This is a genomic window from Chitinophaga arvensicola (genome assembly GCF_900110835.1).
Taxonomy (GTDB): Bacteria; Bacteroidota; Bacteroidia; order Chitinophagales; family Chitinophagaceae; genus Chitinophaga; species Chitinophaga arvensicola.
Genome location: NZ_FOJG01000002.1, coordinates 1 through 15446, shown reverse-complemented (window position 1 = coordinate 15446; position 15446 = coordinate 1). Strand labels below are relative to the sequence as shown.

General features: G+C 47.5%; 11 protein-coding genes. 7 read left to right on the top strand and 4 right to left on the bottom strand.

What is annotated here, in order from left to right; genetic code table 11:
• Positions 1-105 precede the first annotated feature (105 nt).
• Genes BMW79_RS17360 through BMW79_RS17345 form a run of 4 tightly spaced genes read left to right on the top strand, consistent with a single transcriptional unit; the run spans position 106 to position 2690 of the window.
• On the top strand, positions 106-921 hold the full coding sequence (locus BMW79_RS17360) for an SDR family oxidoreductase (protein WP_089896940.1): 816 nt from the start codon (positions 106-108) through the stop codon (positions 919-921).
• Positions 922-936: 15 nt separating this feature from the next.
• Positions 937-1437, top strand: coding sequence for a hypothetical protein (locus BMW79_RS17355; RefSeq protein WP_143059198.1), 501 nt, complete (start codon positions 937-939; stop codon positions 1435-1437).
• Entirely contained in the window at positions 1430-2266 is an 837-nt protein-coding gene (locus BMW79_RS17350; RefSeq protein WP_089896938.1) for a helix-turn-helix domain-containing protein, read from the top strand. Before BMW79_RS17355 ends, BMW79_RS17350 begins: the two co-directional genes overlap by 8 nt.
• Positions 2244-2690, top strand: coding sequence for a nuclear transport factor 2 family protein (locus tag BMW79_RS17345; RefSeq protein ID WP_089896937.1), 447 nt, complete (start codon positions 2244-2246; stop codon positions 2688-2690). Before BMW79_RS17350 ends, BMW79_RS17345 begins: the two co-directional genes overlap by 23 nt.
• An 83-nt stretch (positions 2691-2773) precedes the next feature.
• Here BMW79_RS17345 and BMW79_RS17340 read toward each other — a convergent pair whose 3' ends face one another.
• From BMW79_RS17340 to BMW79_RS17325, 4 genes are read right to left on the bottom strand one after another with little or no spacing between them, the layout of a single operon-like run.
• A complete protein-coding gene (locus BMW79_RS17340) occupies positions 2774-3607 on the bottom strand; it encodes an SDR family oxidoreductase (protein WP_089896936.1) in 834 nt (277 codons plus the stop codon).
• Between the two features lie 12 nt (positions 3608-3619).
• A complete protein-coding gene (locus BMW79_RS17335) occupies positions 3620-4441 on the bottom strand; it encodes an SDR family oxidoreductase (protein ID WP_089896935.1) in 822 nt (273 codons plus the stop codon).
• Positions 4442-4460: 19 nt separating this feature from the next.
• Positions 4461-5249, bottom strand: a complete 789-nt coding sequence (locus BMW79_RS17330) for a helix-turn-helix domain-containing protein (protein ID WP_089896934.1) — start codon at positions 5247-5249, stop codon at positions 4461-4463.
• Positions 5249-6379 (bottom strand): MBL fold metallo-hydrolase, encoded by a 1131-nt coding sequence (locus BMW79_RS17325; protein WP_089896933.1) that lies wholly within the window; start codon positions 6377-6379, stop codon positions 5249-5251. Before BMW79_RS17325 ends, BMW79_RS17330 begins: the two co-directional genes overlap by 1 nt.
• Before the next feature lie 157 nt (positions 6380-6536).
• Between BMW79_RS17325 and BMW79_RS17320 the strand changes: the two genes are divergently transcribed.
• The 3 genes from BMW79_RS17320 to BMW79_RS17310 all read left to right on the top strand — a co-directional run.
• Positions 6537-6995, top strand: a complete 459-nt coding sequence (locus BMW79_RS17320) for a hypothetical protein (RefSeq protein ID WP_089896932.1) — start codon at positions 6537-6539, stop codon at positions 6993-6995.
• 268 nt (positions 6996-7263) lie between these two features.
• On the top strand, positions 7264-11688 hold the full coding sequence (locus tag BMW79_RS17315; protein ID WP_143059197.1) for a hypothetical protein: 4425 nt from the start codon (positions 7264-7266) through the stop codon (positions 11686-11688).
• A 69-nt stretch (positions 11689-11757) separates the two neighbouring features.
• On the top strand, positions 11758-15446 hold a 3689-nt coding region (locus tag BMW79_RS17310), incomplete at its 3' end, for a COG1361 S-layer family protein (protein WP_177192225.1).

Sequence of the window (15446 nt, the reverse complement as noted above, 5' to 3'; positions counted from 1 at the left end):
TCACGACAAGCGCGCAGATGAGCTTTACAGAACACTAAAATTGAGCCGCAGGGAAAACTAAAATAGTTGGAGGAAGCGGACCTTTACTTTCAAATAATCAACAGGATGAGCAAGACGATTTTAATCACCGGAAGTAGCAGCGGCATTGGTAAAGCCACCGCAATTTTTTTTGCAGAACAAGGCTGGCATGTTATTGCAACCATGCGTACACCTGAAAACGAAACTGAACTAAACACATTCAAAAATGTTTGGGTAACTAAACTGGATGTATCGGATCCGGCAGGTATTCAGCATACCGTGGAGGAAAGCATCCATCGCTTCGGGAAAATTGATGTGCTGGTAAACAATGCAGGATACGGCGCGTATGGACCATTGGAAGTATTTGACAGGGAAAGCATCCTTCGTCAGTTTAATACCAACGTAATCGGGTTACTGGATGTGAGCCGCGCCGTGATCCCCCATTTCAGAGCGAACAAGGGAGGAGTGATCATCAACGTTTCCTCTATGGGCGGCCGGTTTGCATTTCCTTTTGGCACATTGTACCACGGGACCAAATTTGCGGTAGAGGGTATTTCGGAATCGTTGAACTTTGAACTGGCCACCTTTGGCGGAAAGGTCAAAATCATTGAACCGGGCGCCACTGCCACCGATTTTGCCGGAAGATCCTTTGACTTTAAGAACGACACAACGATAGCAGCATACCAGGGGCTGATGACTACCCTTACAAAAATGATGGACAACCTGGGGAGTATGAGTGTGCCCGCCCGCGTGGTAGCCGAAAAAATCTATGAAGCCGCTACGGATGATACCGATCAGCTTCGCTACCCTGCTACCCCGGATGCACAGGCATTGCTGGGAAAGCGATCAAAAGAAGATGACAATACTTTCATCAACGGACTTAAAAAGCAGTTCGGATTATAAAAGATAATGATCACTATGGACCTTTTAAAACTAAGTACCGACTGGGCAAAGGCAGAAGTCTTCTCCGCCAGAATAGTATGGCTTTTCAGTATTATCGTACTGGCAGCCGCCATTGGCTTTTATTACTGGGGGAAAACCACTATGGCAAGGGCTTTCATCTGGCCCTTGCTGGTATCGGGCGTTTTCCTGGTAGCGGTGGGCACCGGGTTATTTTTTGCCAACAAACCCCGCATCACACAATTTGAACAAACCTATCGCAACGATCCACAGGTGTTCCTGCAACAGGAACTACAACGTACCGCGAAGTCGCAGCAGGAGCTGGCCACCGTATTCCGTGTATTACCGGTACTGCTGATCCTCGCAGGATTGATCATCCTGTTGCTGCCATCGCCCACCTGGCGAGCCATCGGCATCACGCTTGGATTACTGGCAGGATTGCTCATGGCCATCGACAGCCATACCGATGCACGCAATACCCTTTATCACGAACAATTAAAACAACTGGTACATGAGTAACGAAGAAAATAACTTTGGAGATGCTTTTGTTTATTCCTGCCTGGTCGATAAAGCCATGGGGCACGAACAGTTTGTGCCGAAACATGCCGTATCCTTCCAGATATCCGGCGAAACGCACATCGATCATCAGCAGGGAACCATGATCCTAAAAGAAGGACAACTGATGATTGCCCACAGGAACCAACTGGCAAAGGCTTTCAAATATCCGGGAGAGAACAGGGAATACCGCTCCGTTTCCGTTATGCTGGATACGGACTACCTGAAAAAATATGCTGTGGAACATCATATTGCTACTGATCATAAATACAGTGGCGATCCTAATATTTTACTGGAGCCAGATAGCTTTATACAGGGTTATTTCTCTTCACTGATCCCCTATTTGGAACATACAAAGGAAGTAAATCCTGAAATGGAAGCGATGAAGGTAAACGAGATGATTACGTTGCTGCTAAAGCTGCACCCGGTGCTTAAAACACTCCTCTTCGATTTTTCAACTCCTTATAAAATCGACCTGGAAGCATTTATGGTGAAGAATTATCAATACAACGTACCCATTGAAAATTTTGCCAGATTAACGGGAAGAAGTCTGGCTAGTTTTAAGCGCGATTTTGAAAAAGTGTTTGGTACGTCGCCACGCAAATGGCTGAAAGAAAAACGACTGGTGGAAGCCTACTATCTCATCGAAAAAAAACAACAGAAACCGGCAGACATCTACCTGGATCTGGGTTTCGAAAACCTCTCCCATTTCTATTCTTCCTTTAAAGAAAAATTCGGTATCACACCGGCCACCATTTATTCAAAACAAAATGACAACAGAACAGTTTATTAGAGAAGAACAGGACCGGCGCGCGATACGCGAAGTGGTAGATCAATACGCCTACTGCGCCGATACGCGTAATGCAACAGGACAAATGGCACTGTTTACAGAAGATACGCAATTTATTGTGTATATGGACAGTAAGTCTGATACGCCTACACAGGTCATTACCAAACGGGCAGACCTGTTCCCGGTTTTTGACAACCTGAATACCTATCATGCCACCATGCACTTCAACGGACAAAGTACTGTTACCCTGGAAGGCGACCGGGCACATGGAATCACGTATTGCAGGGCGCATCACCTAACGGTAGATAGCAACGGGCAACACCTGATGATTGCTACCATCCGCTATCATGACATCTTCATAAAACAAGCAGAAAAATGGCTTTTTGCAGAACGTAAATTGCTGGTGGACTGGATCGAAAACAAATAACTGTAGATGATCTTTACAGGGGGATCAAAAATAGCCGGTCTTTTTCAAGACCGGCTATTTTTATATGATCATCCGAAGGAAAATCAATGGTTTCCGGAGGGAGAAAAAGTGCTTCTCAATACATTCATATACTGCTCATCTGTACCACCGTTGCGGATATCCAGCAATGGTTGCAGGTCTTCCCCTACTACATATCTCAGTTGATCCGAACCATCTGTAGCAGCAGCAAAGACAGCTGCGGCAACATCTCTTGGGGAAGCTGAACCACCGCTGTAAATACTTTTAAAAATCTCATCCATCTGTTTCAGGTACTCACTGTAATCAGTTAAAGTATCATCTACTGCAAAATTGGCTTTGGTGGTTTGTTCAAAATTGGTATTGATGCTACCTGGTTCGATGATCTTCACTTTAATATGCTGTGCAGCCAGTTCAAAAGAAAGTGATTCGCAAAAGCCTTCCAGCGCAAACTTTGAGGCCGCATACACCGATACCAGGGGAACAGTAACCCGACCTACGCCGGAAGTAATGGTGATAATGCTTCCGCTCCGCTGTTGACGGAAATGCGGCAGCAGGGCTTTGGTGATATCCATGGTACCAAACAGGTTCACGTCAAACTGGCGCCTGATCTGTTCAGTGGTGGTGGCTTCAAATAAACCATGTTGCCCGTAGCCCGCATTATTGAGCAGCACATCTATTTTACCAAACCTGGCGATAGCGGTGTCGATTATTTCCGGGAAAGTAGCGGGTTCGGCTACATCCAGTTTCAGCAACAGCAGCTGATCGCTGTTTTTTAGCGCCGTTTGTTTATACGGCTGACGCATTGTAGCCACTACATTCCAACCCTGTTCCACAAAATACTGTGCGGTTGCCAGGCCAATCCCCGAGGAGGCGCCGGTAATAAATATCGTTTGTTTCATGATATGCAGACTTTAATTAAGATTAAACAATGTGCGCATATGCCTCGTGAATGTAAGATCGTCCATGGAGGTTCTGTCTTTGATCCATCCCTTTGCATCTGCACCTACGGCATAACGGAACTGGTCGGAACCATCTGTAGCTGCTTTATAAATCTCCTCTGCTACCGCTGTGGCGCTGGACATATGCTCTCCCATTTCACCGAGTTTTGCCGTAGCAGATGCGATGAAGTCGTTGTAGTCTGTCAGCTCAGGATCCATGGCGAAATGTTTTGCGGAAGTGTTGTGGAAAGGCGTATCCACGCCACCTGGTTCTACCAGTTTCAGACTGATATGCTGGGTGGCCAGTTCATAGGAAAGTGCTTCCGAGAAGCCTTCCAATGCGAACTTAGAGGCCACATACATCGAGATTAACGGGATACCAATCCGTCCGCCGGCGGAACTTACATTGATGATACTGCCTTGCTTTTGTTGTCTGAAATGTGGTAATACCGCGCGGATCACATTCATGGTACCAAATACATTCACCCTGAACTGTTGTTCAATCTGCTCCGGCGTGATGGCCTCGAAAACGCCATATTGCCCGTAGGCAGCATTGTTTACCAAGAGATCCAGGCGGCCAAATCTTTCCAGCGCAGTTTGAATACTGTTATGGATGGATGCCGGATCCTGTAGTTCCAGGGAAGTAACCAGTACATTTCCGAGCTGTGTCAGTTCTTTCTCCTGCTCCGGGTTGCGCATGGTAGCGACTACATTCCAGCCATTTTCGGCAAAAAGAAGGGCTGCGGCTCTTCCAATCCCAGTGGAGGAGCCCGTAATTAAAACGGTCTTTTTCATATGTAAATGTTTTTTTGTACTAGATATTGGAAGGACTTACGCCAAACTTATTTTTAAAAGCGTAGGAAAAATGGGAAAGGGTTTCAAAACCAACTTCCAGGTAAACGTCCTTCGATTTCATCTTTTTATTATGTAATAAATAATACGCTTCCTCTAATCTTTTCTGTTGTAACCAGCGATTGGGAGATGTCTGGAATATTTTCTCAAAATCGCGTTTAAAAGTTGCCAGGCTTCTGCCGGTAAGGAAGGCGAGTTCGGACAATGGCACATTAAAGTGATAATGTGTATTCATAAAGCCTTCCAGGTTAATCTTCCCCGGCGTACCGAAATGAAAGAGCAGGTCCCTGAAATTTTTGTTATGGTGTAAAAGAAGATGAATGAGTTCTTTCTTTTTGAGTTCAACCAGGTCCGTATTCATATGATGGTCAAACCAGGGTTGCAAAGCGATGAAGTAGCCCTGGATTAGCTCATCGGGTTCGAGTTTGAATAAACTTTCCTTCATTGCTTTTTGGGAAACCAATTGCTGCTGCTGCGAAAAATCCTGCAGCAGTGATTCATCCAGGATCACTGAAATAGCTTCAAATGCTTCGTCATGGGCCGGATATTTTACAAAACGTACCAATGCATTTTTACGGTATAGTACAATGTCTCCTTTGCGGTATACGTATTTCGTGTGACCGTCGTAAGCTTCCATCTCACCGGAAACAATCCAGGACAATCCATGATCTTTTATGAACTGTTCGCCAGCCTTGCTACTTTTAGCGTAGCAGGTGCGTTGTATGCCGTGTAAGTTAATTTCCTTTGCCATCAGCTCTTTTTTTTCCACCAGAAGGTGGGTGTTGTATTCAGGGCATTCAGATTTACGATTTCGCCGATCAATGGTGTTAGCAGCGGAACATGTTGGGAGATACTTAACCTGGAAATGCGCTCCAGCGGCTCATACCAGGCATGATTTGCCAGTACAAATTTGGAGGAGTGCACGGGTAACAGCACTTTCGCGTCCAGGTCTTTTGTGGCCTGGATCACTTCCTCCGGTTGCATATGGATGTATTTCCAACTGAGATCGTACTGCCCGTTTTCCAGGATAGCCAGGTCGAAAGGTCCGAACCGGTCCCCGATTTCTTTAAAATGTACATCATATCCGCTGTCTCCTCCGAGGTAGATCTTTTTGGAAGGCGTTTGCAGTACATAAGAGGTCCAGAGTGTATTGGCGCCCCAGATGCTTCTGCCGGAAAAGTGACGTGCGGGTGTTAGTACTACGGAAAAGCCGCCACCCAGATCAACGGCATCCCACCAATCCCCTTCAATAATCTGTTCCGGGCTATAACCCCAATATTCCAGATGGGAGCCTACGCCCAATCCACAGATTACCTTACCTACTTTCGTCCTCAATTTCTTCAGCGTTTCGAAATCCATGTGATCGTAGTGGTCGTGTGAAATAAAGAGGTAGTCGATCTGCGGCAAAGCTGCCGCCGTTGTTACATTCGTACCGGGAAAAGGTTTGCCTCCTCCGGGCATCGGTGATGCCTGCTGGCTCAGCACCGGGTCTACCAAAATATTTTTGCCATCGAGGTGCAGCAGGTAAGAAGAGTGCCCCAGCCAGACGAGGGCCGGTTGCCCTACCGGAAGTTTATTCCAGTCGATAGCTATAGCAGGAATAGCGACGGCAGGCTTTATGTCCGGGGACTTCCTGAAAAAATACTCATACAAAGCAACACCGATGTTTTGTGTTACCTGTGGTGTGGGATGTGTATTCTGAAATTTACCATCGCGATACTGCGGTGATTTTTTTATGCGTTCCAATCGCGCTCCCGAAGGCTTCTTTCCAAATAACGGATGCGTCATATAAATAGCGGTGGTTGCGATAAAAACAGCCAGTACGAGTAAGAGTACCCGTAGTATATACACTATTCTGCGTGTTTTTTTTGCTGCTTTCATCTTTGTAATTTTACTTCACAAAAGTAGGTCATACGCATTTATGGCGCTTTCCTGTAAAGCTCAGATTTCATGTCCTGAAAAGCTCACTATTTAGTGCTATTTCTTTCATTAAATAAAAAATTACCTTTAGTATTTATTATCCTTATAACCTATATTAATGACATCCGATTCTTCTATTTTTGATGAGGCTTTCGGCCAGCCCGCTCCTGTCAGACGCCGTGCTATACTACCACTTGTTCTGAAAATCTATATCTGGTTTTTTATGGTTGGCGGCGTATTTGCGCTTCTCGGCTCCTTTTTCAGCATCGGGGAATTCCGGCAGCAGATGAATACCACAGCGGATCCACTGATGGTCATCTTACCTATCATCTTCATCGTCATTTATTGTGTCTGCATATTTTTAATGGGCTGGTTACTATGGAGGGGTGTGAAGTGGGCGCTGAGATTTAACCTGGTGATAGGCATATTCGGGCTTATCTTCATCGGCCTTCTCCTTTTGAACTTCCCTTCCGGCGGTGCGTTATCGTTGATACTTCCGCTACTCCTTTTCTTTACCCCTTATTTTTTGATGCTGATAAGTATACGTAAGAAGTGGAATGCCTTGAATGACTATTGATGTTTTTTGCATTAAGACTTGAATAGTTGGCTTTCTCCCAAAGTCAATATTTAAGTTTTAAAAAGATTACGTATTTATCAAGCTAAGTAGCAGCGTAAGGAAATTGATGCAAATATATTAAAATCAATATATTACATATATAATAGTATATCTAGTTATTATATATTATATATGTTTAAACACATACGTGATCCAAATTATGTATATACCTTTGCCCCGATAATAATTACATAGCAGATATTTTTTTTATAATTCCTGTACCTTGAAAATGAGCGGACTACTACGTAGCATCGCATTGGCAGCGCTTTTCCTATTTGCGGCCAATGCTTTATATGCCCAGAACTGTACTATTAACGCAGGTGTAACCACTTCTGTTTGTCCTAACGACAAATTCATTCTTTCCGGATCCAGTAGCGGCCTGATTGCCGTTAATCCGATATGGTCGCAGATCAGTGGTCCTGCTGTTACTATCGTCCATCCGGAAAATCTGACCAGTGAAGTAACTGGCTATACTCCCGGCAATACTTACAAATTCAGGCTCTCTGCAAAATGCATGGATGGTTCGCTTATTTATGACGAGGTATTATATAATACTTATCCTGCTACTATTGCCAAAACCAACGCAGATCTCAATATATGCCCTCCCGTTAGTTTATTACAGTCTAATGCTCCCGGTAGCGGAGAAACCGGGACCTGGACGATTGAAGGGGCTGCCAATGGCATCAGCTTCAACCCTGCCGATATCAATCGAACGGAGCTTCCGATTTCCGCAGATCCGGAAAAAGCCGGAAAGACAACATTACGCTGGACGATCAACAGCAGTAACTCCTGCCGCTCTTTCGCTGAAGTTGTTGTCACCAATCCTGGTGGTGTGATGCCGGTTGATGCCGGCCCTAACCAGACGCTCAACAACTGTTATTCCACCACGCAACATGCTGATCTGCACGCCACCTTCGGCGGTAATAATACCAACGGACAACAGGGCACCTGGTCTTTCTTAAGTGGTCCGACTGTACCAACATTCAGCGATATTCACGATAATAAAGCCATCGTTTCCAATCTCTCTGCCGGCACCTATAAATTACGGTGGACCGTAACCGGTCCCTGTGCCAAAGGTGCGGATGATATTATCATTACGGTTCCTGTTGGTACGCAATCGGTCACGGAAGCCAAAGATGCCAGCGCGGTTTTCTGCGATGGACGCAACGCCACCATTATCACCGGCCTCACTCCTGCTTATGCAGGTGAAACCCTCACCTGGACACGCGAATCAGGTACCGGCGATATCGTTTCTCCCAATGCGCCTTCCACGGAAATCAGGAATCTTACCGGTGTAAAAAGTGTATTTAGTTATACGATCACCAACCCCTCAACTGGTTGTAATACTACCGGTAAGTATACTATCAATTATACCACACCGCCTACGATTACGGCACCTTCACCAGTGGTCGCTCCTTGTAATGCCAGTTTGGTTACTGTCAATTACAATTATACCGGTGGCGATAAAACGCAATGGGCGCTCATCAGTGCTCCGGCGGGTGTAAGTACCACTGACTTCAAAGATGCCGGTCAACCGTTACTCCTACCTCCCTATACCATCCCGGGAACTTACCTGGTTCGTCTGAAAAGAACTACCGACAATGGTTTTGGCGGATGCCAGGATCAATACGCCGATGTATATGTTCAATTATCACAGGCGCCCACTGCTGCAAACGCAGGTACGAAACAGGTATTAGCCTGTAATATTATAGAAACACATCTTGCCGGTAACATCCCTGCAACAGGCAGTGGCAACTGGTCGCAGGTTAGTGGTCCCAACACGGCGAATATCGCCGATAAAAAAGATCCGACAACCCTCATCAACGGATTGGTAAACGGCACCTATACTTTCCGCTGGATCATTACCGGCGGTGTAGGTTGCCCCAACCAACAGGCAGATGTGCAGGTAGTGGTATCTGACAGAAATCCGACGGCTGCTGCCGCAGGACAAAGCGTTACCATCTGTAACGCCACTCCGTATCAATTGCAGGGAAATACACCCACCCTCAACGAAACAGGCTTATGGACGGTTACACCCAGTGCCGGTGTCACCTTTTCTGATCCAAATGATCCGCACGCGATCGTAAACGGATTAGCGGCCAACACCAGTTATACTTTTACCTGGACCATGAAAAATTCATGCGGACAAAATTCTGCCAGTGTAAGTATAACCACCTCCAACGTTGCCGGACCGAAACAGGCCAACGCCGGCCCTGACCAGTGTATGCCTGCCGGCACCAATGCACTCACGCTTGCCGGTAACGCACCCACAAATGGAGAAACCGGTAAATGGAGCCTGGTAGGTGGCACCAATAATATCTCTTTTACAAATGCGGCACTCAATAATACCGGCGTTACCGGTGCTACCAACGGCAATTACCAACTGGAATGGAGCCTGAGCAGAAATGGTTGTCCTGATACCCGCGACACCGTATTATACACCATTTCTACCCCGGCTACAACAGCAGCTGCCGGCAGCAACCAGCAGCTTTGTGGCGCCGCCACCATTACGCTTAACGGCAATGTACCTTCCGTAGGTACCGGTCGATGGTCACAGGAACAGGGCCCCGGCGGTATCACTATCGTGGATCCTGCTCTCAACAACACCACGGTGAACAACCTGCTGGATGGGCGCTACACTTTCCGCTGGACCATTTCAAACGGCGCCTGCGCCTCGAACTTCAGTGACGTGACCTTCAATATCACCACACCACCTACACAGGCACAGGCAGGTCCTGATCAAACAATCTGCGGCGTAGCTGTGGCCACACTTGCAGGCAATACCATTACCAATGGCATCGGAACATGGAGCGTAGTAAGCGGTCCATCCAATCCCACTTTCACTAATCCTTCCGATCCGAAAACAACGATCAGCAACCTGAAAACAGGTATCTATAAATTACAATGGACCGCCAACAGCGGTCCTGATTGCCCCGTGAGCACAGATGAAGTGGTGCTGACCGTGAGAGAAAATGCGAAAGTGCAAACAGTTACCCAACAACTGTGTAACAGCACTTCTACAGTTGTTAGTGCCAACGAAGGAAGTATAGGCACCTGGACGCAAACAGCCGGTCCTGCTGGTCCTACCATCACCGCCAACGCCGGCAACGCTGCCGTTATCACCAATATGACACCCGGCAATACTTATACCTTTACCTATACTATTGCGGCAGCTGCCGGCTGTAATGCCTCCAGTGGTACCACTACAGTGACTACAAGTCAATTGCCATCTGCTGCGGATGCAGGGCCTGATCAGGAGTTCTGTTTACCAACCGGTCAATCTACCCAATCCACCCAGCTCGCCGCCATTGCTCCTGCAAAAGGCGTAGGTACGTGGACGTTAGCCACCAAGCCAGAAGGCACCACTGACCCGGTTATTGTAAATCCTTCCCTGAGAACAACGCAGGTAAACAACCTGCAACCAGGTATTTATGTATTCAGCTGGACGGTGTCCAATGGTTATTGCACCAGCAATACTGATATCATGCGCATTGTTATATCGGCTGAACCATCAGAGCCGCAACCGGGTGCCGATCAGACGAACGCCTGCACAGATAACATCCTGCTGCACGCGGTAGCGCCCACTTCCGGTATTGGTACATGGTCAATCCTGTCGGCACCTGATGGCAGCACAGCTGCCATTGAAGCGATCAATGCGCCATCTACCAAAGTACCGGGCGCCATGGTAGGTCAGTACGATTTCCGCTGGACAGTGAGCAACGGCGTATGTGCCGCGAAACATAAAGATATCACTGTCAATGTCACCTCAACGCCTCCTAATCCGGCCGTTGCCAATGTTGGAAATATCCTTGCCAATAAACTATGTATCCTTACAGGCGCTACTACCTCCATTGCATTAAAGGCCAATACACCACAGGCGGGAGAAACGGGCAAGTGGACCATCACGTATGCAGATGGAAGCCCAGCAGCTGTAACTTTTGACGAAACCAATCCAACTACCACAGTTGCGGATGTTGCACCAGGTTCTTACCTGATGCGCTGGACCATTTATTCCGGCAGCTGTACGAGCGTCAGTGATTTACCGCTCACCGTGTATGCACGTCCATCTGATCCTCTCCCGGACACCACCATGAGCATCTGCCTTTATTCACCCCTGACTTTGCCGGCAAATCCACCTGTAATAGGCGTCGGCAAATGGTCTGTGGTAAATACACCGGGTGTTATGCCTGCACTGAGCAGTAACACTGATCCGGCGCCCACTGTGAGTGGCCTGGTAGCCGGCACATATAAATTCAGATGGTTGATCAGCAACGAGACTTGTCCATTCAAAATCAGGGAAGTAACCGTTCATGTGGATGATTGTGGTATCAAGGTTGTGAAAACTGCCGGCACACCGATATTTAACGATGCAGACGGCAGCTATAATGTCACTTTCACCTTTAAACTGACCAATCCCGGCAACACGGTTACTATTAAAAACGTAACACTGACCGACTATATCCCCGGAGGTTTACCCGCGAACGCTGTCTATTCGGTGATAGGCCACACCATAGCTGATATGAATGATATCAACAGTTACAACAATTCCTTTGACGGTAAAAATGATGTCAACATACTAAATGCTGATATCGCAGAGTTAGCCGCCGGTACTACTGCAACGATCACCATTACCATCAAAGTAAAATTCTTCTAGCAGTTTAACGATCTACCTATGACAAAGAAAAAATTCCTTGCTATAAAATATTGTTTGACTGTCTTTTTGATGGCTTGCGTTATCGGTGTACAAGCACAGTCGGCCACCTATAAAAATATCACCGGTGTTAGCGGCAAACCCTCTATCACCGGGAACACAGTAAGCGATATCTCTTTTACTACCTTCCAGTTTCCGGCTATAGGACTGGCATTATCTGCCAGTGCCCCGGACCTGCAAAACGATGGTAGTTATAACATCACATATACCTATACGGTTAAGAATATGGGGGGACTGGATCTCACTAAAGTGAACGTGAACAGTTCCTTCAGCAGCACGTTTCCCAGCCCTATGACCTACACCATCACTTCTGTGAGCGGGCAGGGTATTACCACCAACAGTACTTTCAAGGGCACGGATGCGTTGCCTTCGCTGAGTAACACGAACGCCACGCTGGCAGCCGGCGCCACGGCTACTATCACGGTGGTGGTAAATCTAAAAAACAACGGACAATACGGCACCTTTACCACACAACCCGCTGTAACAGCCATGGCAGGTACTTCTACCGTAAGCGATCTGGCTGTTAATGGCGCAGTACCCGATGCCAATGGCAACGGCTCCGCCTTTGATGATGAATCGCCCACGCCCGTCACACTGGCCCGTCCGGATATAGAAGTAAAGAAAACGGCAAACACCCTTACTCCTTATGTGGGTAACAATGTGGTGTTCACCATTACGGTTACCAACAAAGGAACCGGCGATGCTGCCAACGTTGTAATAGCAGAAGCATTGGGAAATGGTTTTACCTATGTGTCTACCTCGGTAGGAAGCGCCTATAACACAACCACCAAAAACTGGTCTGTAGGCATATTGAAAAGTGGTCAGAGCAAAACCATGACCCTTACAGCCAAAGTGAATATGAGCGGTACCTATACCAACACCGCTTCCAGCAATCATCCGGAAGACATTGTGCCGGCCAACAACAGCGATATTGTCACCGTAGCACCGTTGCCTTCCGCAGATGTACAGATTGTAAAAACTGCCAGCAAGGATTCTGTCAATGTACGGGATAACGTTACCTATACCCTTACGGCCGGCAATAATGGCCCGAGCCATGCTACCGAAGTAGCGGTAACGGATACGTTACCTGCCGGGTTAGTACCTGTATTACCGCTGGCAGGCGCCCTGACTTATGACCCTGCTACCCGTGTTATTACCTGGAACCTGGGCAACGTAAACGCCGGCACCACCGGTCTGGTACAGACCTTTGATGCAACCGTCAGTGAAGACATGGGCAGAGCCGTGTTTGCCAATAAGGCTACCATCACGCGCAAAGAATATGATCCGAAGGCCAGCAATAATAGCTCTACGGCAGCAGTGGTACCCAAACAATTTGTGGACCTGGTGGTGACGAAATCCATCAATGCACCTTCTCCCCTGTATCCGTTGGATAAGGTTACTTTCACGGTCACCGTGCAGAATACCGGCAGCAACAACTGCTATGATGTAACCGTTACAGACGTGTTGCAAAGCGGTTATAATAATGGCACCGCTACCGCCTCCAAAGGTACTTTTGCCAATAATAACTGGAAAATCACCCAGCTTAATAAAGGAGAAACGGCTACCCTTACTTACCAGGTAACCGTACAGCCTAAAGGTAATTACAACAATAGCGCGACGGCCTACACTACCGACAACGATATCAACCTGGCCAACAACACCGCTGCCATTGTGCCACCGGTAGTAACGCCCCGGATGGACCTTGCGGTGGGCATTGCTACTTCCGGTACGCCTCAGGCAGGACAGCCACTTACCTTCACGGTTACTGCTACCAACAACGGGCCAAGCGATGCAACCGGTGTAATCGTTGAAAACCTGCAACTGCCGGCAGGTTATACGCTTACACAAAGCACACCCGGAAGCGGTACATATAATTCGTCAACTGGTGTGCTAACAATCGGTAACCTCGCTGCCGGCAGTTCCACCATACTGACACTCATCGCCAACGTGAATCCGGATGAAACGGACTACACGTTAAATGCACATATAACAGGTAACGAAACAGAAGTTACCTTAACCAATAACACCGCCAGCGTAACGCCCGCCATTAAGCAGGCTACAGATCTGGCTGTTACTAAAACAGTAGATTTCAGCACCCCTGATGCAGGCAGCAACGTGGTGTTCACCATCGTTGCCAAAAATGACGGCCCAAGTAAAGCCACCAATGTAAAAGTAGTGGATGCGCTTCCGGCAGGTTATACTTTTGTATCTGCGTCTTCTGCTGCTTATACCGGTAATACCTGGACGGTGGGTACGCTCAATGTAAATCAAAGCGCTACATTGACTATCACCGCAAAAGTGAATGCAAGCGGTAGTTATCAGAACACCGCCACCATTTCCGGTGCGGAAGTAGATAATAATACGTCGAACAATACAGCGAGTGTATCTACAACCCCTGTACCGGTATCAGATGTAAAAATAACCAAGACGCTCAGTAACAATGCGCCAGATGCAGGAAGCACCGTCACTTTTACCATTACTGCCACCAACGATGGACCAAGCGTAGCACAGAGTGTTACCGTAAAAGACGTGCTGGAAAACGGTTATACCTATGCGGTGAATCCAACGCCGTCTGTGGGTACGTTTAATAAAGCTACCGGCATCTGGACCATCGGCAATATGGCTGCCGGTAAAACAGAATCCATTGCCCTGATCGTTAAAGTATTAGGCAAAGGCACTTCTTACGGTAATACCGCGACGATCACCACCACTACAAAAGATAACAATACCACCAACAACACCGCTACAGTTCCTCCTGCTACCGTAAGGGCCGTGACGGATCTGCAAATAGAGAAAACAGTAGATAAGGCTACCGCAGATGCCGGCACTAAAGTGGTTTTCACACTGAAAGCGACCAACAAAGGGGCTAGTCCCGCTACCAATGTGAAAGTAACTGACCTGCTGCCTTCAGGATTTACGTTTGAAAGCGTACAGCCTTCCAATGCCGCCTATGTAGCCAGTTCCGGCGAATGGGCAATCGGCACACTGGACAGCGGCGAAGTAAAAAGCATCCAGCTTACTGCCATCGTTAATGCAACCGGCAACTATACCAATACCGCTACTATTACCGGTTCGGAGTATGACCCGGTAACCACCAATAACACCAGCGATGTGACTGTTACCCGTGTAGCAGTAACCGACCTGGAAGTATTGAAAACAGTAGATAATACTACGCCTGATGTAGGCGCTACCGTTACCTTTACCATCAAGGCCATCAATCATGGACCCAGTAAAGCCACTGGTGTAGTGGTAGACGATCCCGCGCCTTCCGGCTACGGAAACATCACCTATAACCCAACTGTGGGAACCGTTGATACCGACGGCAAATGGACCATTGGCGATCTGAACAAAGATGCCGTTGCTACCCTCACGGTAACGGCTAAAGTACTGGCCAGTGGTAGCTACCTCAATACCGCTACTATTTCCGGTACGGAAACAGACCGCACCACCACTAACAACACCAGCAGTGTAACGTCTGTACCAGTACCGGTAGCTGACCTGGTGGTAACTAAAACTATCAGCAATAGTACACCGGATGTAGGCAACACCGTTACGTTCACTATTACAGCGAAAAATAACGGACCTAGTACCGCGACCGGTGTAACGGTAACGGATCTACTGAAATCGGGCTACCTGTTCAAACAGAAAACAGTTAGCAGCGGCGCTTACAATGAAACCACCAGTGTATGGACCATCGGCAA